24 protein-coding genes are annotated in these 19,696 nt (G+C 63.0%); 8 read left to right on the top strand and 16 right to left on the bottom strand.

The window, feature by feature from the left end:
- Positions 1–19 precede the first annotated feature (19 nt).
- The 7 genes from NLY36_RS29840 to NLY36_RS29810 form a co-directional block, all read right to left on the bottom strand.
- Positions 20–637, bottom strand: a complete 618-nt coding sequence (locus NLY36_RS29840) for a riboflavin synthase (RefSeq protein WP_023669353.1) — start codon at positions 635–637, stop codon at positions 20–22.
- A 1-nt stretch (position 638) separates the two neighbouring features.
- On the bottom strand, positions 639–1,769 hold the full coding sequence (ribD, locus tag NLY36_RS29835; protein ID WP_023736472.1) for a bifunctional diaminohydroxyphosphoribosylaminopyrimidine deaminase/5-amino-6-(5-phosphoribosylamino)uracil reductase RibD: 1,131 nt from the start codon (positions 1,767–1,769) through the stop codon (positions 639–641).
- A gap of 2 nt (positions 1,770–1,771) precedes the next feature.
- Positions 1,772–2,266 (bottom strand): transcriptional regulator NrdR, encoded by a 495-nt coding sequence (gene nrdR, locus NLY36_RS29830; protein WP_023669351.1) that lies wholly within the window; start codon positions 2,264–2,266, stop codon positions 1,772–1,774.
- Between the two features lie 138 nt (positions 2,267–2,404).
- Positions 2,405–2,989, bottom strand: coding sequence for an invasion associated locus B family protein (locus NLY36_RS29825; RefSeq protein ID WP_023669350.1), 585 nt, complete (start codon positions 2,987–2,989; stop codon positions 2,405–2,407).
- A gap of 80 nt (positions 2,990–3,069) precedes the next feature.
- Entirely contained in the window at positions 3,070–4,383 is a 1,314-nt protein-coding gene (gene glyA / locus NLY36_RS29820) for a serine hydroxymethyltransferase (RefSeq protein WP_023669349.1), read from the bottom strand.
- A gap of 171 nt (positions 4,384–4,554) precedes the next feature.
- Positions 4,555–6,201 (bottom strand): Na+/H+ antiporter, encoded by a 1,647-nt coding sequence (locus NLY36_RS29815; protein ID WP_023736471.1) that lies wholly within the window; start codon positions 6,199–6,201, stop codon positions 4,555–4,557.
- A 183-nt stretch (positions 6,202–6,384) separates the two neighbouring features.
- Positions 6,385–7,638, bottom strand: coding sequence for a L,D-transpeptidase family protein (locus NLY36_RS29810; RefSeq protein WP_023736470.1), 1,254 nt, complete (start codon positions 7,636–7,638; stop codon positions 6,385–6,387).
- 127 nt (positions 7,639–7,765) lie between these two features.
- Between NLY36_RS29810 and NLY36_RS29805 the strand changes: the two genes are divergently transcribed.
- On the top strand, positions 7,766–8,029 hold the full coding sequence (locus NLY36_RS29805; protein WP_023736469.1) for a hypothetical protein: 264 nt from the start codon (positions 7,766–7,768) through the stop codon (positions 8,027–8,029).
- Here NLY36_RS29805 and ldtR read toward each other — a convergent pair.
- From ldtR to NLY36_RS29790, 3 genes are all read right to left on the bottom strand, one after another.
- Positions 8,017–8,532 (bottom strand): transcriptional regulator LdtR, encoded by a 516-nt coding sequence (gene ldtR / locus NLY36_RS29800; RefSeq protein WP_023672997.1) that lies wholly within the window; start codon positions 8,530–8,532, stop codon positions 8,017–8,019. The genes NLY36_RS29805 and ldtR overlap by 13 nt on opposite strands.
- Positions 8,533–8,735: 203 nt before the next feature.
- Positions 8,736–9,158, bottom strand: a complete 423-nt coding sequence (locus NLY36_RS29795; RefSeq protein WP_023736468.1) for a DUF6163 family protein — start codon at positions 9,156–9,158, stop codon at positions 8,736–8,738.
- Positions 9,155–10,192: an enoyl-CoA hydratase/isomerase family protein gene (locus NLY36_RS29790; protein ID WP_023697452.1), complete on the bottom strand. Its 1,038-nt coding sequence runs from the start codon at positions 10,190–10,192 to the stop codon at positions 9,155–9,157. The genes NLY36_RS29795 and NLY36_RS29790 overlap by 4 nt, the downstream gene beginning before the upstream one ends.
- Before the next feature lie 180 nt (positions 10,193–10,372).
- Here NLY36_RS29790 and NLY36_RS29785 point away from each other — a divergent pair, with 180 nt between their 5' ends.
- From NLY36_RS29785 to hemB, 3 genes are all read left to right on the top strand, one after another.
- The gene (locus NLY36_RS29785; protein ID WP_245260289.1) at positions 10,373–10,624 is read left to right on the top strand and encodes a pyridoxamine 5'-phosphate oxidase family protein; all 252 of its coding nucleotides are present in this window, start codon (positions 10,373–10,375) and stop codon (positions 10,622–10,624) included.
- Positions 10,599–10,877 (top strand): hypothetical protein, encoded by a 279-nt coding sequence (locus NLY36_RS29780; protein WP_245260288.1) that lies wholly within the window; start codon positions 10,599–10,601, stop codon positions 10,875–10,877. The genes NLY36_RS29785 and NLY36_RS29780 overlap by 26 nt, the downstream gene beginning before the upstream one ends.
- Before the next feature lie 88 nt (positions 10,878–10,965).
- Positions 10,966–12,021, top strand: a complete 1,056-nt coding sequence (hemB, locus tag NLY36_RS29775) for a porphobilinogen synthase (RefSeq protein ID WP_023697453.1) — start codon at positions 10,966–10,968, stop codon at positions 12,019–12,021.
- Positions 12,022–12,023: 2 nt separating this feature from the next.
- On the opposite strand, the gene NLY36_RS29770 is transcribed toward hemB, so the two are convergent.
- Both NLY36_RS29770 and NLY36_RS29765 read right to left on the bottom strand, forming a co-directional pair.
- Positions 12,024–12,788 (bottom strand): imm11 family protein, encoded by a 765-nt coding sequence (locus NLY36_RS29770; RefSeq protein WP_023713510.1) that lies wholly within the window; start codon positions 12,786–12,788, stop codon positions 12,024–12,026.
- A gap of 140 nt (positions 12,789–12,928) precedes the next feature.
- Positions 12,929–13,255, bottom strand: a complete 327-nt coding sequence (locus tag NLY36_RS29765) for a DUF1330 domain-containing protein (protein WP_023693250.1) — start codon at positions 13,253–13,255, stop codon at positions 12,929–12,931.
- A gap of 176 nt (positions 13,256–13,431) precedes the next feature.
- Here NLY36_RS29765 and NLY36_RS29760 point away from each other — a divergent pair, with 176 nt between their 5' ends.
- Together NLY36_RS29760 and NLY36_RS29755 are read left to right on the top strand one after the other, a co-directional pair.
- Positions 13,432–14,127, top strand: coding sequence for a winged helix-turn-helix transcriptional regulator (locus NLY36_RS29760; protein WP_023682403.1), 696 nt, complete (start codon positions 13,432–13,434; stop codon positions 14,125–14,127).
- 110 nt (positions 14,128–14,237) lie between these two features.
- Positions 14,238–14,882, top strand: coding sequence for a dihydrofolate reductase family protein (locus tag NLY36_RS29755; RefSeq protein ID WP_023736467.1), 645 nt, complete (start codon positions 14,238–14,240; stop codon positions 14,880–14,882).
- 189 nt (positions 14,883–15,071) lie between these two features.
- On the opposite strand, the gene ppk2 is transcribed toward NLY36_RS29755, so the two are convergent.
- A complete protein-coding gene (ppk2, locus tag NLY36_RS29750) occupies positions 15,072–15,992 on the bottom strand; it encodes a polyphosphate kinase 2 (RefSeq protein ID WP_023736466.1) in 921 nt (306 codons plus the stop codon).
- A 243-nt stretch (positions 15,993–16,235) separates the two neighbouring features.
- Here ppk2 and NLY36_RS29745 point away from each other — a divergent pair, with 243 nt between their 5' ends.
- Positions 16,236–17,279 (top strand): aldo/keto reductase, encoded by a 1,044-nt coding sequence (locus tag NLY36_RS29745; protein ID WP_023736465.1) that lies wholly within the window; start codon positions 16,236–16,238, stop codon positions 17,277–17,279.
- Between the two features lie 20 nt (positions 17,280–17,299).
- Here the strand turns inward: NLY36_RS29745 and NLY36_RS29740 are convergent, their stop codons facing one another.
- Positions 17,300–18,271 carry a glycosyl transferase family 90 gene (locus tag NLY36_RS29740; RefSeq protein ID WP_023736464.1) on the bottom strand — a complete coding sequence of 324 codons (972 nt, stop codon included), beginning with the start codon at positions 18,269–18,271 and terminating at the stop codon, positions 17,300–17,302.
- Positions 18,272–18,449: 178 nt separating this feature from the next.
- On the opposite strand from NLY36_RS29740, the gene NLY36_RS29735 reads away from it, so the two are divergent.
- Positions 18,450–18,608 carry a hypothetical protein gene (locus tag NLY36_RS29735; protein ID WP_023673009.1) on the top strand — a complete coding sequence of 53 codons (159 nt, stop codon included), beginning with the start codon at positions 18,450–18,452 and terminating at the stop codon, positions 18,606–18,608.
- Between the two features lie 72 nt (positions 18,609–18,680).
- On the opposite strand, the gene NLY36_RS29730 is transcribed toward NLY36_RS29735, so the two are convergent.
- Positions 18,681–18,914: a DUF982 domain-containing protein gene (locus NLY36_RS29730; protein WP_245259900.1), complete on the bottom strand. Its 234-nt coding sequence runs from the start codon at positions 18,912–18,914 to the stop codon at positions 18,681–18,683.
- Between the two features lie 109 nt (positions 18,915–19,023).
- On the bottom strand, positions 19,024–19,689 hold the full coding sequence (locus NLY36_RS29725) for a GntR family transcriptional regulator (protein WP_023736463.1): 666 nt from the start codon (positions 19,687–19,689) through the stop codon (positions 19,024–19,026).
- Between the last annotated feature and the right edge of the window lie 7 nt (positions 19,690–19,696).

Raw genomic sequence — 19,696 nt, 5'->3', positions numbered from 1 at the left:
TCTAATTTCCCAGGGGGGCTCAAAGCCCCTCTTTCACTGCCTCGACCAGTCGCGCGGCGTAGCGGGCCATGGTGTCGATCTCGAGGTTGACCTTGTCGCCCACCTTGCGCTCGCCCCAGGTCGTCACGGTCAGCGAATGGTGGATCAACAGCACGTCGAAACGGGCGCCTTCGACCTTGTTGACCGTGAGCGAGGTGCCGTCGAGTGCGACGGAACCCTTGGGCGCGATGAATTTCGCCAGTTCGCGCGGCGCCTCCAGCGTGAAGCGCACGGCATCGCCCTCGTCCTTGCGCTCGACGATTTCGGCCATGCCATCGACATGGCCCGACACGATGTGGCCGCCGAGTTCGTCGCCGATCTTCAGTGCCCGCTCGAGATTGACCTTGGTGCCTGATTTCCAGCCCGACGCCGTGGTCAGCCTCAGTGCCTCTTCCCAGGCTTCGACCTCGAACCAGCGGGCATTCGAGCCGCCATCTGGCAGCGCCGTCACCGTCAGGCAGACGCCGCCGCAGGAAATCGAGGCGCCAATAGCGATGGTCGCGGGATCATAGGCAGTGTCGATGCGCAGGCCGACGCCTTCGCTCAGCGGCTTGATGGCCGCGACAGTGCCGATATCGGTGACAATTCCAGTGAACATTTCAGATATCTCTCACCCATTCGGCATAGCTGTCTTCCCCGAAGCGCATCTCGCGCAATTTGCGGAAGCCTGCCGGGATATGGTTGGCGTCGATGGGCGATGCAATGCCGCCCTCGCCGATCGCTTCCGGTCCCTGGAACAGCACGATGCGGTCGACCAATCCCTCGGCGAGGAAGGCGCTGGCCACCTTGGCGCCGCCTTCGACCAGAACGCTGGCCATGCCGAGCGCGCCGAGATCCTCGAGCAGCTCCGGCAAGGCAATGCCGCCTTCATGGGTTTCGGTGCCGATGAAGCGCACACCGGCACGCTCCAGCACCGACCGCCGCAGCGGGTCGGCCTCCAGGCTCGCGGCGATATAGAGCGGCACCCGGTCGATGCCGGAGACCAGCTTCGAGGCTTCGGGCAGCCTGATCTGGCGGTCGAGCACGATGCGCGCCGGCGAGCGGTTCTCCAGCCCCGGCAGCCGCACGGTGAGCGCGGGATCATCCTCCAGCGCCGTGCCGATGCCGACCAGTATGCCATCGGCTTCGGCGCGCATCAGATAGACTTCGCGGCGGGCGACATCGCCGGTGATCGCAACCTGGCCGGCGCCATGCCTGCCGATCTTGCCGTCGCTGGAAAGCGCAAGCTTCAGAGTCACTTCCGGACGCTTTTTCATGGATCGAATCAAATAGCCGGCCATCTGCTCGGCGGCTTCCTCGACCAGCACCTTTTCGACCACTTCGATGCCGGCGGCGCGCAGGATGGCATAGCCTTTGCCGGAGACGCGCGGATCGGGATCGCTGGCGGCGCCGACGACCCGCGCCACTCCGGCATTGACCAGCGCGTTGGCGCAAGGCGGGGTGCGGCCATGGTGGGCGCAGGGCTCCAGCGTGACATAGGCGGTGGCGCCGCGCGCCAACTCGCTGGCTTCAGTCAGCGCCTCGGTCTCGGCATGCGGCCGGCCGCCAACAGCGGTGACCCCTGTGCCGACGATCATCGGGCCGGCGCCATCGTCGCGAACGATTATGGTGCCGACGGAAGGGTTGGTCGAGGTGCGGCCGGCATTTCTGCGCGAGAGCCTCAGCGCCGCGGCCATGAAGCGGCGATCGAGGGCCTGCTGATCGGCCTTCCCTGACGTTTGGCTTGCCATGCTCAGCCGGCGTCCTCTTCGCTCTTCAGCTCGTCGCCTTTGAGTTCGTCACCTTTGAGCTCACCCAGCACGTCATGGAAGTCCTTGGCCTCACGGAAATTGCGATAGACCGAGGCGAAGCGGACATAGGCGACGTCGTCGAGCGACTTCAGCGCTTCCATGACGAGCCGGCCGACCTCGCCCGAGGCGATTTCAGTCTCGCCGGAGCTTTCGAGCTGGCGCACGATGCCGGTGACGGCGCGGTCGATGCGCTCGGGATCGACATTGCGCTTGCGCACCGCGATCTCCACCGAACGCAAGAGCTTGTCGCGGTCGAACGGCACCTTTCTGCCGGACTTCTTCACCACCACGAGGTCGCGCAACTGGACGCGCTCGAAAGTGGTGAAACGGCCACCGCAATCGGGACAGACGCGCCGCCGGCGGATCGCCGCGCCATCCTCGGCGGGGCGCGAATCCTTCACCTGCGTATCTTCGGACTGGCAATAGGGACAGCGCATGGAGAGCCTTCAGGTTGGCGATTCTGGCGGAACGATAGGCTTAGAGGTTTTTGCCGGGACGGCAAAGGTTCGGCAACGGCCGCTCGCGCCCTCAGAGATAGCGAGGCGGGAGGAAAATTGCCAGCCGCGCCAGATATGTCAGGGCGCGACGTCCTTGGTCGGGAAGCCGCAGGACGTTCCGAGGTTGCGGTAGGCCTTGGTGAAGCCGTCCATAGGGATGCTGGCGACGGCTTGCTTGCCGAACGTCACGTCGAGCGAGATGACCTGGCGCATGGCCCGCAACAAAGCGAGACTGGTCTTGGCCTGGTTGTCGACGGTCCAGCTCGGGCGGCCGGCATCATTGGAATAGACGGTCGCGGAAACCTTGACGCCGGGGTCACCGAAGGTCGCGGCGATCTTCTTGCCGGTCGGCAGCTCCTTGTTGGCGACGGTGAACATGATCGCCGGATAGGCATCGGGCGGCAGGGCGTCGCCAGTCGAGATCGAAAGCGTCAGCGTGCCGGCATTGCCGCCGCCATCGACAAAGGCCGTGGAGGCAGCGCAGGTCTTGTGGGAATCCTGGCCGGTGTCGAGCGCATCGATGATGGTGGTCCACCTGCCAAAGGTGTTTGTGGCGGGGATATCCGTGCCCGGCTGCGGCTGCTCCTGGGCGATCGCGCCCGACACGGCGACAGCGGCAAGCGAGCCGATGAAGGCCAGAACGGCAGGACGGAACACGCGCATCGTCAGATCTCCAACAGGCCGCGCCGCCCGAACAGCAAGCGGCGCAGAGCGCGGGATAAAAGACGATGCGCCGCTGGCGGTCAACCGAGATAGGGATAGAGCGGGAAACGATCGGTCAGCGCCACGACCTTGGCCTTCACGGCTGCTTCCACAGCCGCATTGCCTTCGTCGGAATTGGCGACCTTCAGCCCGTCCAGCACCTCGGCGATCAACTTGCCGATCTCGCGGAACTCGGCCTGGCCGAAGCCGCGCGTGGTGCCGGCCGGCGTGCCCAGACGCACGCCCGAGGTGACGAAAGGCTTTTCCGGATCGAACGGGATGCCGTTCTTGTTGCAGGTGATGTTGGCGCGGCCGAGCGCTGCCTCGGCGCGCTTGCCGGTGGCGTTCTTGGGCCTGAGATCGACCAGCATCAGATGGTTGTCGGTGCCGCCGGAGACGATGTCGAGGCCGGTTTCCTTGAGGCTCGACGCCAGCGCCTTCGCGTTGGCGGCGACACTCTCGGCATAGAGCTTGAAGCTCGGCTTCAGCGCCTCGCCGAAGGCGACCGCCTTGGCGGCGATGACATGCATCAGCGGGCCGCCCTGCAGGCCGGGGAAAACCGCCGAGTTCATCTTCTTGGCGATGTCCTCGTCATTGCACAGGATCATGCCGCCGCGCGGGCCGCGCAGCGATTTGTGCGTGGTCGTGGTCACGACATGGGCGTGCGGCAGCGGTGACGGATGCACGCCGCCGGCAACCAGGCCGGCGATATGGGCCATGTCGACCATCAGATAGGCGCCGACCGCATCGGCGATCTCGCGAAAGCGCTTCCAGTCCCAGATGCGCGAATAGGCGGTGCCGCCGGCCAGGATCAGCTTTGGCTTGGTCTCATGTGCGGTCTTTTCGATCGCGTCCATGTCGAGCAGATGGTCGTCCTTGCGCACGCCGTAGGAAACGACTTTGAACCATTTGCCGCTCATATTGACGGGCGAACCGTGCGTCAGGTGGCCGCCGGAATTCAGGTCGAGGCCCATGAAGGTGTCGCCGGGCTGCAGCAGCGCCAGGAAGACCGCCTGGTTCATCTGGCTGCCGGAATTCGGCTGGACATTGGCGAAGTTGCAGCCGAACAGCTTTTTGGCGCGCTCGATAGCGAGTTCCTCGGCGACGTCGACGAACTGGCAGCCGCCATAATAGCGCTTGCCCGGATAACCCTCGGCGTATTTGTTGGTCATGATCGAGCCCTGCGCCTCGAGCACGGCGCGCGAAACGATGTTTTCCGAGGCGATCAGCTCGATCTCGTGACGCTGGCGGCCAAGCTCGTTGCGGATCGAGCCGAAGATCTCCGGATCGGCATCTTCCAGCGTGGTTTCGAAGAAGGATTCGAACTTGTTCGACGCTGCCGCTGCAGTTGCCATGGCCTGAAATCCTTCGGTTCGGGGCATCTATCTATGCATATCGCTGCCCCGAAACCGCTGCACGGTTCCGGGCGACATGCATTGCCGCGCCATTAACACAGTTGTTTTCGCCTCGCCACGTTTGCAGCGCGAAATTTGCTGGCCGGATTGCGCCAGAGCGGCCCTGAACCGCTATTTTCGCTCCTGCCGCCCCTGCAGCAAGGCTTCGGTGAGCGTGATCTCGGTAAACAGCGCCCGCGCCGTATGGTCGTTGATCGCGCCGCTGCTTAACATGTCGCGCACGGCGATGCGCTCGGCCTCGATGCCGGCAAGCCGCATTTCGAGCTCCAGCCGCCCGGCTTCGCGGGCCTCTGCCCGGGCGTCGTCGGCCTCGTCCGAAGTGGCGATCCGGCGCCGGTAGCCGGCGACGATGTTTTCGGCGGCGGCAAGCCTGGCGCCGGGCACCTCGCCCTGGTCGTCGTCGCTGGCGCCCGCCATGCTTTCGACGCGGGCGATGGCCGCCTTGGCGGCGCCGATGCGGGCGAGACGCTCCTCGATGGCGCTGCCATCCTCGCCCGGCTCGACCAGCCCGCGCGCTATCTTCGGCAGCGCCACGCTGGCGATGGCGAGCGAACAGATGATGACGCCGGCGGCGAGGAAGATCACCAGGTCGCGCGCGGGAAAAGGCGAGCCGTCCGGCATGGCGAGCGGGAGCGACAGGATGCCGGCCAGCGTGATCGCGCCGCGCACGCCCGCCACCGAGCCGGCAAGCCGCACACGCATCCCGAACGGCTCGGCCTTGCGCTTTCCCCATTTTGCCTTGAGGCCTGCCGCGATGTCGCCGACCCAGATCCAGAGGAAGCGCAGCGCGATCAGGCACACCGTCAGCGCAATCACCGTCGCGACCGGCTGGATGATCGGGTAATGGCCAGTCAGTTCGGGCGGCACGCGGCGAATGATTTCGGGAAGCTGCATGCCGAGCACGATGAACAGCGCGCCATTGTAGACGAAGGACAAGGTTGTCCACAGCGAGATCGTCTGCATGCGCGCCGAGACGCCGAGGAAGCGGAAGACGCCGGAGCCGCCGGTCAAAAGCCCGGCGGTGACCGCCGCCAGAATGCCTGAGGCATGCAGATGTTCGGCGACGAGATAGGCAATGAAGGGCAGCAGGACCATGACCAGAACCTGCGCCTCGGCCGGAACGCCGCCGATGCGATTCAGAAGCTGCAGGAGCCTGGCGGCGATGAACAACGCGGCGATGCCGGCCAGGATGCCGATGGCGACGGCATAAAAGAAGCTCAGCGATGCATCGGCGAAGGAAAAGCTGCCGGTCACGGCGGCGGCGACGGCGAAGCGGAACATGACCAGGCCCGAGGCGTCGTTGAGCAGCGCCTCGCCTTCCAGAATATGCATCAGCCGCGCCGGCACCAGGCTTCTGTCGACGATCGAGGACACCGCCACGGCGTCGGTCGGGGACAGCACGGCAGCGAGCGCGAAGGCGACGACCAGCGGGATGCTCGGCACCAACCAGTGCAAGGCATAACCGAAGCCGACAATGGTAAAGAAGACCAGCCCGATGGCCAGATCGAGGATCGGTCCGCGCAGCGCGATCAGCTCGCGTTTGGGCGCTCCATAGGCATCGCCGAACAAAAGCGGCGGGATGAACACCAGCAGGAAGAGTTCGGGGTCGATCTCGACATGGATGCCTTTCACCGGCCAGGCGAGCGCGGCGCCGATGGCAATCTGCAGCACCGGCAGCGGCACCCGAACCAACCGCACCAGTGCGCCGGAAAGAGCGACGAAGACCAGCACGGCGAGGATGAAGATTGCGACCTGCATGGCGCGATTCCGGCTGTTTTGAGGACCATGCGCAATTGCCGTTAGTCCGTCCAGATGGGCCTGCGGCGCAACGTCCGGCAGTGTTCATGGCCTGCATGGCTGGCGGCCACCAGTCTTCTTCTGTTGGGATGTCGAACGGAAAAGGCCACCTTGCGGTGGCCTTTCCTGAAGGAGATCAGCCGCTTAGAGCGAAGAGGTGATCTGCAGTTCGCTGGCGCCATCGAGCGCGTAGACGTCGTCGCGGAACTGCACGACGCCCGGACCCGTCGACCAGGCCGACACATAGAGGAAGTGGACCGGAACCGGGTTGACGACCTGCACCGGCGTGTTCTCCCCGGTCTTGATGGTCGCCTCGAAATGCTGGCGGTCCCAGCCGGGTGTGTCGCGCAGGACCCATGTGACGAGGTCGCGCACGTTCTGGACACGCACGCAGCCCGAGGAATCGAAGCGCATCATCTTGCCGAACAGGCTTTGCTGCGGCGTATCGTGCATGTAGACGCCGTCGGGGCTGGGGAAGTTGATCTTCACCGAGGCCATGGCGTTGCCGGAACCCGGATCCTGGCGGAAGCGGTATTTTGCGGCATCATCCGTCGACCAATCGACAGTCATCGGATCGACTTCGCTGCCATCCGGCGCAAACAGGCGGATATGGCTGTCCTTGAGATAGTCGGGGTTCTTCCGCATCAGCGGAATGATGTCCTTGCGCACGATCGAGACCGGCGCGTTCCAGTAGGGATTGACGATGATCTCGTTGATCTTGGAATTGACCACCGGGGTCTGGCGGTCGATCTTGCCGACGATTGCGGTGTGGCGCAGCACGACGCGATCGTTCTCGACCGCCTCGATCTGTGCCGCCGGGATATCGACCAGCACATAACGGCTGCCCAGCGTGCCGGCCTTTTCGCGCAGGCGCTCCAGATTGGTCTGCAGCTGACCGAGGCGGATCTGCGCCGAAACGTTCATCGCGGCATAGGTGTATTTGCCCATGGCGCCGTCGGCCGGCAGGCCATGGCGCGCCTGGAAGCGCTTGACCGCGGCGTCGACATAGGAATCGAACGACGTCGAAATGCCGGCGCTCTGCGCCAGGTCGCCCGAAACCATCAGCCGCTTGCGCAGCGGCACCACGTCCGGATCGTCGACGCCAAGCTGCAGCTTCTTTGTCGCCGGCACCTCGCCCCAGCCGCCCTGGGCGACGATGTTCTGATACTGCGCCACAGCCTGTTCGGTGAAGGCGACCGTCTGCAGGCTGAAGATCGGCAGCGTCGAGGCGACCTTGCCGCCTTCCGAGGCGCGGGCATCGAACTGGTCGTCCCAATTGCCGCGGTTCGACGATTTCAGGATATCATCGATGACATCCTGCGCGCTGGCGGCATTGGCAACCATGGCCACGGCGAGCGCGGAAGCTCCGGAAAGAAAAAAGCGGCGGCTGGTTCTCATGGACGTTCCAGACATTCTTGTCGTGTTTGGCTTGTAGCGTTTGGCTGTTGCAGCGTTCGGCTACGTGCTCGATGTTGGGCGATATCGCCCGCACTCTAAAGTTGGCACTGTTAACAATTAGCCAACCATGACCTGCGTCACCTGGCCGTCAAAAGCGGACCGCGATGCGACATTACAGGCGCGCGAACAGCTTTCGCCGCCGCATCACCCGCATCCCCGCTTCCACCGCGAATATGGCGGCAACGTGGCTTACGACGAATTTGGAAGCGCCGGCGGCTCGAAAAGAAAAGGCCGGTGCTTTTCGGCACCGGCCTGTTGGCTGAGACTTTCCTCCGGCCGCGCTTCTTCCGGCGCAGCTGCTATTCAATGGCCCGCTGATTACATCCTGTAGGCAATCGTGTCGTTCCAGAAGCGGTCGAGGCGCTGCAGCGCGCGGTTCATCTGCTTGAACTCTTCGCTGTTGATGCCGCCGACCTGTTCGATCGAGCCGACATGGCGCTCATAGAGACCGGCGACGACTTCCGCCACTTCATTGCCCTTCGGCGTCAGCGAAACGCGGACCGAACGGCGGTCGATGCGCGAGCGCTGGTGGTTGATGAAGCCGAGATCGACCAGCTTCTTCAGATTGTAGGAGACGTTCGAGCCGAGATAGTAGCCACGCGAGCGCAGCTCGCCGGCGGTCAGTTCGGAATTGCCGATATTGAACAGAAGCAGCGCCTGGATGGCATTGATGTCGGAACGGCCGTTGCGGTCGAACTCGTCCTTGATCACGTCAAGCAGACGGCGATGCAGACGCTCCACCAGCTGCAGCGATTCCATGTAAAGCGAACGGATAGCCTCGCGGCGATCGTCGGATACGTTGGCGGTCTTCGCCGCCGGACGCGAATTGATCATTGTCTTTGCCTCTCGTTTGTCGCCCTGGTGATTTTTTGTTTTTCACCTTGATTGCGACACTATCGAATACTCATAAAATTCGACTTAAACGCTAGGGCTAACAAGAGCTTACCGGTAATAGGTTTCGCAAGACGCTTAACGAACGGTCACCCGAGCAAGGATAATTAACCTAAAGATTTACCCAATGGCTGCGGGGCGGCGTTTCAGGCGCGCGCGGGGCGCTTGCGCATCCAGATAACGGCGCGGAAGGCGATGTAGAGCAGCGCCACCGCGGCATGCGAGAAGACGATCAGCGGCCGGTGGCCGTACAGATCGGGGAAGCCGGCATACATGATGGTCTCGGTCACCGCGCAGATGAACCAGATCACCGGGCCCCACGACGCCAGCATCCAGAGGCCGGCGGCGGCGAAGGGGAAGAACACGGCCAGCATCACCGCCACGACCTGCCAGTGCACCGGCATCAGGTCGAAGCGCCACAGCGGGCCGGGATAAAAGCCGATCAGCCGGATCCAGTACAGGATGCCGAACAGCAGGCAATAGCCCGCTATGACGCGCTGGAACCAGGCGAAGATGATCTCGACACCCGAGGGCTGCAGCACGATGCGCCGCGACGTGACCTCGCTCACAGTTCGAGCTCCCGTTCGAGCGGCGCGAAATAGGCGTCCACCGAAGCAGCGTCGACCTCGGCCAGGCTTGCCGGCCGCCACTGCGGCGTCGAACCCTTGTCGACGAGGACGGCGCGGATGCCTTCATAGAAGTCGTGCCCGGCCAGCATGCGGTTGAGGATGCGGAACTCCATCTTCATGCAGGCTTCCATCGACAGCGTCAGCCCGGCGCTGATCTGGCGCCACGCGACATTGAGGCTGGTCGGCGAGCGGGTGCGGATGGTGGCCAGCGTCTTGGCGGCAAACTCGTCGGCGCCTGCCGCCCGCTCCAGGCTCTCGAGGATTTCGGCGAGCGAGGGTTGGGAAAAATGCCGGGCAATGGCTTCCAGCACCGGCTGGCCGGTCTCCCGCCTGGCCGGCACGAAAAAGCCGCGCAGCACCGATTCCGGATCGCCATTGGCGCAGAGCCGATCGAGAAAGGCAGCCTGGTCGGCGGCCTTGATGGTGTGGGTGGCCAGGCCAGACCACAGCGCATCGCCATAGCGAATGCGGTTGCCGGTCAGCGCCAGATACATGCCGAAGCTGCCGCCAAGGTCGGGCAGAAGATGGCTGCCGCCGACATCGGGGAAGAAACCGATGCCGACTTCGGGCATGGCGAACTGGGCGTTCTCGGTCAGCACACGCTGCGAACCGTGGAAAGAGATGCCGACGCCGCCGCCCATAACGATCCCGTCGATCAGCGCGACATAGGGCTTTTTGTAACTGTTGATGCGGGCGTTGAGCCGGTATTCGTCGGCGAAGAACTCGACCGGCGGCTTTCCGGCGCGGGCCTCGTAGACGTGCATGATGTCGCCGCCGGCGCAAAACGCCCTGCCCTCGGCCTTGACGATGACGACATCGACGCCGGTATCGCGCTCAAAAGCGTCGAGCGCCTTGTCCAGCGCCTTGATCATGCGATGTGTCAGCGCATTGAGCGCCTGCGGCCGCGTCAGCGTGACGACGCCCGCCTTGCCCAACCGTTCGAAGCGGATCTCGTCGCCGCCGCCAAAAACCATCGTCAGAGAATCCCTCCCCGCGCCTGCGGGACTGAAGTGCTAAAGGTGGCGCATGGGTGCGTCAACCGGCGGGCGCGGTTTGGATTTTCGCAAGGGAACGCGACCGTGCTTTGCCCCCGACAGAAATGCGCGCAAAATTGCCGGGCAAAACAGCCTTTCTTCTGATGCAGGGACAAACGCATGACGCTTGAAACCGCAGCGCCGAGCCATGGCTGGGAGATGCCGAAAAAGTTCGACCCGGATGATGTTCTCAGCCGCCCGCTGATGGCCAATCTGGCGACCGTGACGCCTGACGGCGCGCCGCGCAACGCGCCGATGTGGTTCATCTGGGAGGACGCTGCGATCTGGCTGCTCGGCTCGACCGGGGCAAGTGCTGTCAAACACCTCGAACGTGACCCGCTGCGCCGTGGAGATCGTCCATTTCGACAATGAGGCCGGCATCCTGCTGCATCTCGGCCTGCGCGGCGTCGCCACCATCGAAGCGATGGCGCCGAACCGCTTCAAACGGCTGCTGCACAAATATCTCGGCCCGGAGGCGACCTGGAACCGCTGGTTCATCGACAATGTGGCCGACATCGACCATCCGGACGGGCGCCTGATCCGGCTCGCCCCGGAGAGCATCTTCACCAACAATGTGTCGTTCTTCAAAACCGGCCCCGAGCTGGCGTGGCCGCCGAAGCCGTAAGCAGCGCGTTATCGACTGGCACAATCGTGTCGCATTGGTCAGAGGCAAGGCCTCGTGGTAAAAGCCGCCTCGACCCGGAGTTTTTGCGATGAACAAATTCACCCCCGCGACGAGCAACAAATTCGCACCGGCAAAGCCCGCCGGTGCGCGCAGCGTCGACGAGATCACCGGCAGCCGCCGCTTGCGGCGCATGCGCAAGGCCGACTGGTCGCGCCGCCTGGTGCAGGAAAACCGGCTTACCGTGGACGATCTGATCTGGCCGATCTTCGTGATCGACGGCAAGAACACGCGCGAGCCGATCGCCGCCATGCCCGGCGTCTTCCGCCTGTCGCTGGACCTCGCCGTCAAGGAGGCCGAGCGGGCCGCTAAGCTCGGCATTCCGGCGATCGCCACCTTCCCCAATGTTGAACTCAGCCTGCGCGACCAGACGGGATCGCACATCCTCGACCCGGAAAACATCATCAACCGCGCCACCCGCGCCATCAAGGACGCGGTGCCGGAGATCGGCATCATCACCGATGCGGCGCTCGACCCGTTCACCTCGCACGGCCATGACGGCATCTTGCGCGACGGCATCATCGTCAATGACGAGACAGTGGAACAGGTGACCGCCGCGGCCGTCATCCAGGCAGCGGCCGGCGCCGACATCATCGCGCCGTCCGACATGATGGACGGCCGCATCGGCGCCATCCGCGACGCACTCGACGCCAATGGTTTTCAGGATGTGGCGATCATGTCCTATGCGACGAAATTCGCCTCCGCCTTCTACGGCCCCTACCGCGAGGCGGTCGGCACCGCCGGCCTGCTCAAGGGCGACAAGAAGACCTACTATCTCGACCACGCCAATTCCGACGAAGCGGTGCGCGAGGCCGAGCAGGATATCGCCGAGGGCGCCGACATGCTGATGGTCAAGCCCGGCCTGCCCTATCTCGACATCATCCGCCGGCTGAAGGACGAGTTCCAGATGCCGACCTTCGCCTACCAGGTGTCAGGCGAATATTCGATGATCAAGGCGGCGGCCGCCAATGGCTGGATCGACGGCGAAAAGGCAATGCTGGAGAGCCTGCTCGCCTTCAAGCGCGCCGGCTGCGACGGCATCCTGACTTACTTCGCGCCGGAAGTGGCGCAAATGCTGAAGGGATAAATTCACTCCAGCACATAACTCTCTTTGACATTTCTTGTTTCGAAGTCCAGCCGACCACGCCCGCAAACCGACATGTCTTGGAACAAGTCGGGCTTCTTGATGCCTGCTTCGACACAGGCTTCTCTCAATTTGGCGGTGCATATGACGATGCCCATGTTCTTCTGTTTGAAGATATGCGCATCGCCAACAATCTCCTCCTTGAAATAGAAGCACGCGCCTCCGGCGCGGTCGTAGTGGACGCCTCCATTCTCGCCGATCAAAAGCCTAAACTTCGACGATTCGAGATCAACGGCATCAATCTTGCGAACGATGTCGCAAAGGTAGTGCTTTGGTTCGATCGGCTTTCCGCTCAAATAGAATACGTCGCAGTCGTTAAACACGACCCCATCGGGGTCGACTGACTGCAGAACTTCCTTCAGGCGCTCGGATACAAGCCAGTAACAATGAAAATCTTCTAAGTCTTTTGGTGGCCTGCAATAGGCTGTCGCTTCAGGCCGTAGCCTGGGCGTCTCCGGGTACTCAGGAAAGCCGTATCCCCCAAACTCCGTCGGCCCGAGCAGTATGCGGGGTGGCGGCACCAAAGCTTGGGCGTTTTCCAGCTGAAGACAATGGGACCCGCCGCGATATGTCGGTCCGATCTGGAAGAATTTTCCATGTTTCTTGAATTTCGCCTCTTTGCGGAAAACCCGCTCTGGGACTTGAGCTGGCCTATTCTGCGGGCGGTTCCGGTTGGCAAACAGTTTTGCAATGAGTGAAATAATGGTCACGTGCGCGCCTGCTCAGTTTACCGACTTTCGAGTTCAAGACTAAATCGCGTGAGAGTACCCGTCCACCTGCTTCGCGCCGGAAGTGGCGCAGCTGCTGAAGGGTTAGCCGGAACCTGGATGCTCCGGGTTCCGGCTTTTCCTCACGCCTTTGGCAAATAAGGAATCGTTCCGGCGAGATCGGTATCGTCGATCAGTTGGAAGCGGCTGTCGCTGCCCTTCTGACGCTCCGCCACAAACGGAGCGTATTGCGGATCGTTGGTGAAGGCCTCGGCTGCCTTTGCCGACGGAAACGCCATGATGGCGATCAGGCTGGTGTCGAGCGGCTTGCCCTCCAGCGTCTTCACATTGCCGCTGCGGGCGAGATACTTGCCGCCATGCTTGTGGACGAGGTCATGCACCGAAGCGGCATAGGCCGGCACCCATTTGTCGTCCTTCACCTTGATGTCTGCGATCACGTAAGCGGTCATTGTCCAACTCCTCATGGATCGGCACCGGACTGCCCGGTGACGTGACCGCTGCCTCGCATGGCAGCGCCGGACCGCTCCAGTCACAGAACTGTACCGGGGGTGCCAGTACAGCTTCTGTACTGGCTGAACTCAGGTTTTCTGAATAAGGTCCGGCAACATCTTTTGGAGCTCACCACATGACACAAGCCGGTTACAAGCAATTCTGCCCGCTCTCCATGGCCGCCGAGCTGCTCTGCACACGCTGGACCATGGTGCTGCTGCGCGAACTGGTGGCGGGATCGACCCGCTTCAACGATTTGCGCCGTGGCGTGCCGAAAATGTCGCCAACCCTTCTGTCGCAACGGCTCAAGGACCTCGAGGCCGGCGGCATCGTCGAGCGGACCGAGATCGCGACCGAGAAGGGCGTGTTCGAATACCGGCTGACCGAGGCGGGCCGGGATTTGCGCCCGGTTGTCGAGGCGATGGGGTTTTGGGGCCAGAAATGGGTCGAGGCCAGGCTGTCGCTCAAAAACCTCGATCCGTCGCTGCTGATGTGGGACATGCGGCGCAATCTGAACCCCAGTCCGCTGCCGGACGGGCGCACCGTGATACAATTCCTGTACCATGACCTGCCGGCGTCAAAACGATCGTGGTGGCTGATCGTCGAAAAGCAGGGCGAGGTCGATCTTTGCTGGTACGATCCGGGCTTCGACGTCGATCTCTACGTCTCGACCGATCTGTGCACCATGACCTCGATCTGGATGGGGCTGACGACAGTTCACAAGGAACGCGACAAGATCAGCCTGACCGGCGATCTCGACGTCGCCGGCAAGATGCAGATCTGGCTTGGGCTCAGCCCGTTTGCGGTGATGCCGAAGCGCGTGGCGGCTTGAGGTCCCTGCGCATTCCACAGATCGGCTTGCCTCTAAAAATACTAGTTGCAAAATGCAATCAGTTTGAATACTGATTGCAAATCACAACTGGTCACCGAAAGGGAGTCTCCATGTCCAAACTTCGCGTCAATGCCTTCACCTTGTCGCTCGACGGTTTCGGCGCCGGTCCTGACCAGGACCTGCAAAATCCGCTCGGCGTTGGTGGCGAATACCTGCACAAATGGATGACCGGCACCCGCACCTTCCACGAGATGGTCGGCAAGGATGGCGGCAGCACCGATGTGGACGACCGGTTCACCATCCGCAGCTTCGACAATGTCGGCGCCTGGATCCTCGGCCGCAACATGTTCGGCCCAATCCGCGGCGAATGGCCAGACGAGAGCTGGAAAGGCTGGTGGGGCGACAACCCGCCCTATCATGTGCCGACCTTCGTGCTGACCCACTACAAGCGCGACTCCATTGTGATGGAAGGCGGCACCATTTTCCACTTCGTTACCGGCGGCATCCACGCCGCGCTCGAACAAGCAAAGGCCGCGGCCGGCGGCAAGGATATCCGCGTCGGCGGCGGCGTTTCCACCATCCGGCAATATCTGCAAGAGAAGCTCATCGACGAGTTGCATCTGGCGGTGTCGCCGGTGTTGCTCGGGAGGGGCGAGAGCCTGTTTGCCGGGCTGGATATGCTGAAGCTGGGTTACCAGTGCACCGAGCAGGTGGCCACGGCGCTCGCCACGCATGTGACGATCAAGCGGGTATAGTGGCGAAGTAACAGGCGCAGGCTTCTTTCTCCCCGTTTTGCGGGGAGAAATGCCCGGCAGGCAATGAGGGGCAGCGCTGCTTTTGGAGGTTAGCAGCGTCCGACGGCTGTGAATTCGTCGATGCCGGCGCTGCCCCTCATCCGCCCTTCAGGCACCTTCTCCCCGTGAAACGGGGAGAAGGAAAAGTGCTCAATACTTCTCCGGCACGTAAAGCTCGCGCGGCAGGACCTGGCGCTCGTACTCCGGGTTGAACACCCGCTCGGGCAGCGTGATTTCTTCGTGCGGCACGTCCTCATAGGGCAGTTGTTTGAGGAGATGGTCGATGCAGTTCAGCCGCGCCCGCTTCTTGTCGTTGCCTTCGACGATGTACCACGGTGCCTCTGGGATGTTGGTGCGGGCAAACGTCTCTTCCTTGGCCTTGGTGTACTGCTCCCAGCGCACGCGCGACTGCAGGTCCATCGGCGACAGCTTCCACTGCTTCATCGGATCGTGGATGCGCATCATGAAGCGCATCTGCTGTTCCTCGTCGGTGATCGAGAACCAGTATTTGACCAGCGTGACGCCGGAGCGGACCAGCATGCGCTCGAACTCCGGCACGTCGCGGAAGAACTCTTCGACCTGATCGGGTTCGGCAAAGCCCATCACCCGCTCGACGCCGGAGCGGTTGTACCAGGAGCGGTCGAACAGCACGATCTCGCCGCCGGCCGGCAGATGCGGCACGTAGCGCTGGAAATACCATTGTGATTTTTCGCGCTCGGTCGGCGCCGGCAGCGCCACGACGCGGCAGATGCGCGGGTTAAGGCGCTGGGTAATGCGCTTTATGACGCCGCCCTTGCCGGCGGAATCGCGTCCTTCGAAAACCACCACCAGCTTCTTTTTGTGGTAGGCGACCCAGGACTGCAGCTTGATCAGTTCCGACTGCAAGCCGATCAGGTCGCGGAAATACTGCATGCGGTCGATCGACGGCGGATGCGCGTTCTTGTAGATCTTGGCGATCTCCAGCGACAGCGCCGGCTCCGACATTTCAAGCTCATAGTCCTCGTCGAGCGTGTCGGCGAGTTCGGCTTCCAGCCAATCCCTGGCCGGAGAATTCTGCTTCAACTCGGTCATTTCCACTGCTCCGCTTGCCGGCTGACATGAAACCCTGAGCCGACTCGATATAGGCCGCCAATGACGGTTTTATTGCAAGCCGCCGGCCAGCCGGTCATCACTGCAAACCAGCGAGCATTGCCGATCCATCGCCCTGGGATGGCGACAAGCCGCTCAAATTGTCCTACAAACGGCGGACCCGTTCGGGCTTCCCCGCCCTTTCCTGCTAAAACCGCCTCCCCACCAAAACTACGAGGATCTGACATGGAATACCGCACGCTTGGCCGTTCCGGCTTGAAAGTTTCGGCGCTGACCTTGGGAACCATGACCTTCGGCGGCAGCGGGCCGTTCGCTGCCGTCGGCAATTCCGATCTCGCGGAGGCCTCGCGCATCATCGACACTTGCATAGATGCCGGCATCAATCTCATCGACACCGCCAATGTCTATTCGAACGGATTGTCGGAAGAGATCATCGGCGAGGCGCTCGGCGGCAAGCGCAAGAACGACGTGCTGATCGCCTCCAAGGCGCGCATGCGGATCGGCAAGGGCCCCAATGACGAAGGCCTGTCGCGCCATCATCTGATCCGCGAATGCGAGAAGAGCCTGAAGCGCCTACGGACCGATGTCATCGACATCTATTTCCTGCACGAATGGGACGGCGCGACACCGCTCGAGGAAACCATCTCCGCGCTCGACACGCTGGTTGCCCAGGGCAAAATCCGCTATGTCGGCTGCTCCAACTATTCCGGCTGGCAGGTCATGAAGGCGCTGGGCATCAGCGACAGCCAGCACCAGCCGCGCTTCGTCACCCAGCAGATCCACTACACGCTGGAAGCACGCGAGGCCGAGTATGAGCTCTTGCCGATCTCGGTCGACCAGGGCCTTGGCGTGCTGGTGTGGAGCCCGCTCGCCGGCGGCCTCCTGTCGGGAAAATACCGCCGCGACAGCCCGACGGCGCGCCAGATCGGCGGCTGGTCGGAACCGCCGATCCGCGACGAAGACCGTCTGTGGCGGATCGTCGATGTGCTGGTCGACATCGGCGCGGCACGCGGCGTTTCGGCGGCCCAGGTGGCGCTGACCTGGCTGCTCGGCCGGCCGGCCGTCAGTTCGCTGGTGATCGGCGCACGCAATGAGTCCCAGTTGAAAGACAATCTCGCCGCGGCAAGCCTGACGCTGTCCTTTGATGAACGCCAGCGTCTCGATGCCGTCAGCCGGCCGCCGGTGCTCTATCCCTACTGGCACCAGCAGTTTACGGCGAAGGACCGCTTCGGCCCGGCCGATCTGGTTACGGACCGCAGCGTCATCTGACTTAAGGGCGCCGGAAGCCGCTAGCCCGCGATAAACCGCCAGACCTGCGGATCGGGCTCGATCTGGCCGCTGAGCACGAAATATTTGTAGAGCACGAGCAGGCAGATCGCCTGCTCGGCCCGCTCGTCGGCGAATTTGCGACAATAGGCGTTGGCCGCCGCAACGATGCGCTGGGCCTCGGCCGGATGCTGCTCGAGATGATGCACCCGCTCGGCCAGATCGCTGAAGTCGGGCGCCAGCGGCACATAATGGACATCGGGCTCGAGTTGCCCCTCGGCGAACCAGGTCTCGTAAGTCGGCGGCGGCATCAGGCAGAGCGAGTTCGAGCTCATGATCCATTTCAGATTGGTCGCGACATCATTGCCTTCGAGCGAGATGATGTAGCGGTAGCGGCGCTGCTGATCGATGCTGAGATAGGGCTTGCGGTATTCCGCAGGTGCTGTCGCCCTCGGCGTGCCGACATCGCAGAACGGCAGATTGCGGGCTGCATCCAGCAACAAGGTGCGGATGGGATTGTTGAGTTCGCCGCGCCAAACGACGAGCGGATGCTTGTCGGCGAAGGCGACATCGTCGGCCGGCATGTAGAAATGACGGAACTTGTTCAGCTTGAACAGGACGCCGTTGCCGTTGTCGCCCGCTATCGGCCGGTCCTTGACGATCGACGGCATCTTCGGCACTTCGATGACGTCGCCGAATTCCAGGTCGATGCGCAGATCTGGGTGGAAATAACGGGTGAACTCCTTCAGATCGTAATAGTACATGCTGCGGTCCGACGGCAGCCGGCTGACCGGCACGGCCTCGGGGCTGGGGCTAAAAGGCTCCCGCAGCGTGTTGTAGTAATTGAGCCGCTGGCGGACCGATGCGTCGGAAAGCCTGGCCTGATCGAGCAGCCGGCCGAGCCGGCGCCGGAAAAGAACCGGCGGCGCGATGTCGCGCATGGCGTTGCGCGCATAGTAGATCAGCTTCTGTGCGTTTCTTTGAAGCGTGGCCATCGGTCGTTTTGATTCGAAATCGGTCGGCGGCGGCTCCAGCAACTGTCCCGCAGCCTTTTCTAAACCATTGTGTTCGCCATCACGCAAGTCCAGAACCGCTGGCATCTGCCCTCGCGGCGCTGTTGTGTTTGCCGGCCAATGCTTCTAGGCAGGATCAGGCACAGCGAAAGGAAACGATATGGCTCGACCACCGAATTACGGTCAGGAACGCAAAGAGCGCGACCGGCAGAAGGCCGCCAAGAAGGCGGAGAAGCTCGCCGCCAAGGTCGCGGCCAAGGAGCGCGCCGAGCCTGAGAACGAGGCAAGTTCCAAAACCGACACCGAGACAGAAAAATAGGCAAGACAGGATCACCGGCCCGCGAAACGGGCCGGATCCTGGCAAAATGCCGGTCTGATCAGGCCGATGTGATCAGGCCGGGGCCTTGTCGCTGACGAAGACGTTGACCTCGCGCGCGGCGGCGATGAAGGCGCGTCTTGCAATCATCGCCGGCTTGTCGCCGGCCAGCGCGTCATGGCAGGCCTGCAGCGCTTCGCGGTGCTTGGGGCTGCGCTTGCCGGGCCAGCTGTTGAGCAGGTAATCGGAAGCCTCGCGCACCGTACGCAAGAGCTGAGTGCTTCCCTCCGTGCCCGACTTAACGGTCACGGGGGTTTCAAATCGGTTGTTTTCCATGGCCGCCTCTTACGCCATCGGCGTCCGCGAAGCGAGGCCGAAAGCGGATCGCGACGGCGTTCTTTCGTTTTCGTGACCGGTATCAAGCGGCGACGACGGCAAAACCCCTGGCGCGCAGGCCGCGCCGGTCATTGTGCAACGACGTCACCAGGCGGTCGCGGCTGCCGGCGATATGGGCCGAAAGTCGCGCCGCCGCCGCATCGGCATCGCCGGCCCGCACCGCCGCCAGAATGGCGTGATGCTCGCTCCAGGCGCGGCCAAGGGCCGCCTCGTCGCGCACCTCCAGCCAGCGCGCCCGCGACAGGCGCGTCATGGCATCGCGCACGGCCCGAAACAGGAACTCGTTGCCGGAGAGCCGCGCCAGTTCGATATGGAAATCCATGCCGACGCGGTGCCATTCCTCGCGCGGCGTGGCAGTGTCGCAGGAATCCAGCATCGCCTCGATGACATCGGCTGCGCTCCTGTCGGCCAGCGCCGAAGTCAGCCTGACCGCCGCGACCTCGACCGCTTCGCGGTACACCGCGATCTGTTCCAGTTCGGCAAGGTTGATCGGCGACACGGTCCAGCCGCGCCCGTCGCGGCAGATCAGCCCTTCCGTCTCCAGCCGCAGCAGGGCTGCCCTGACCGGCGTGCGCGAGGCGCCGAAGCGGCTCTCGATCCAGCGCTCCGTCAGCCGCTCGCCAGGACCGACCTCGAGGCCAAGGATCATCTCGCGAAGCGCTTTTTCGACGATCTGCATCTGCGACATAGTTGCT

Origin of the sequence: Mesorhizobium sp. C399B, from assembly GCF_030323185.1 — a bacterium.
Classification (GTDB): Bacteria; Pseudomonadota; Alphaproteobacteria; order Rhizobiales; family Rhizobiaceae; genus Mesorhizobium.
This window is presented reverse-complemented; position numbering and strand designations above follow the sequence as displayed.

Excerpts from the sequence above, each read along its gene's own strand:
- NLY36_RS29840 (WP_023669353.1), bottom strand. The coding sequence starts at position 637 with ATGTTCACTGGAATTGTCACCGATATCGGCACTGTCGCGGCCATCAAG.
- ribD (WP_023736472.1), bottom strand. The coding sequence starts at position 1,769 with ATGGCAAGCCAAACGTCAGGGAAGGCCGATCAGCAGGCCCTCGATCGC.
- nrdR (WP_023669351.1), bottom strand. The coding sequence starts at position 2,266 with ATGCGCTGTCCCTATTGCCAGTCCGAAGATACGCAGGTGAAGGATTCG.
- NLY36_RS29825 (WP_023669350.1), bottom strand. The coding sequence starts at position 2,989 with ATGCGCGTGTTCCGTCCTGCCGTTCTGGCCTTCATCGGCTCGCTTGCC.
- glyA (WP_023669349.1), bottom strand. The coding sequence starts at position 4,383 with ATGGCAACTGCAGCGGCAGCGTCGAACAAGTTCGAATCCTTCTTCGAA.
- NLY36_RS29815 (WP_023736471.1), bottom strand. The coding sequence starts at position 6,201 with ATGCAGGTCGCAATCTTCATCCTCGCCGTGCTGGTCTTCGTCGCTCTT.
- NLY36_RS29810 (WP_023736470.1), bottom strand. The coding sequence starts at position 7,638 with ATGAGAACCAGCCGCCGCTTTTTTCTTTCCGGAGCTTCCGCGCTCGCC.
- NLY36_RS29805 (WP_023736469.1), top strand. The coding sequence starts at position 7,766 with ATGACCTGCGTCACCTGGCCGTCAAAAGCGGACCGCGATGCGACATTA.
- ldtR (WP_023672997.1), bottom strand. The coding sequence starts at position 8,532 with ATGATCAATTCGCGTCCGGCGGCGAAGACCGCCAACGTATCCGACGAT.
- NLY36_RS29790 (WP_023697452.1), bottom strand. The coding sequence starts at position 10,192 with ATGGTTTTTGGCGGCGGCGACGAGATCCGCTTCGAACGGTTGGGCAAG.
- NLY36_RS29785 (WP_245260289.1), top strand. The coding sequence starts at position 10,373 with ATGACGCTTGAAACCGCAGCGCCGAGCCATGGCTGGGAGATGCCGAAA.
- hemB (WP_023697453.1), top strand. The coding sequence starts at position 10,966 with ATGAACAAATTCACCCCCGCGACGAGCAACAAATTCGCACCGGCAAAG.
- NLY36_RS29765 (WP_023693250.1), bottom strand. The coding sequence starts at position 13,255 with ATGACCGCTTACGTGATCGCAGACATCAAGGTGAAGGACGACAAATGG.
- NLY36_RS29760 (WP_023682403.1), top strand. The coding sequence starts at position 13,432 with ATGACACAAGCCGGTTACAAGCAATTCTGCCCGCTCTCCATGGCCGCC.
- NLY36_RS29755 (WP_023736467.1), top strand. The coding sequence starts at position 14,238 with ATGTCCAAACTTCGCGTCAATGCCTTCACCTTGTCGCTCGACGGTTTC.
- ppk2 (WP_023736466.1), bottom strand. The coding sequence starts at position 15,992 with ATGACCGAGTTGAAGCAGAATTCTCCGGCCAGGGATTGGCTGGAAGCC.
- NLY36_RS29745 (WP_023736465.1), top strand. The coding sequence starts at position 16,236 with ATGGAATACCGCACGCTTGGCCGTTCCGGCTTGAAAGTTTCGGCGCTG.
- NLY36_RS29740 (WP_023736464.1), bottom strand. The coding sequence starts at position 18,271 with ATGGCCACGCTTCAAAGAAACGCACAGAAGCTGATCTACTATGCGCGC.
- NLY36_RS29735 (WP_023673009.1), top strand. The coding sequence starts at position 18,450 with ATGGCTCGACCACCGAATTACGGTCAGGAACGCAAAGAGCGCGACCGG.
- NLY36_RS29725 (WP_023736463.1), bottom strand. The coding sequence starts at position 19,689 with ATGTCGCAGATGCAGATCGTCGAAAAAGCGCTTCGCGAGATGATCCTT.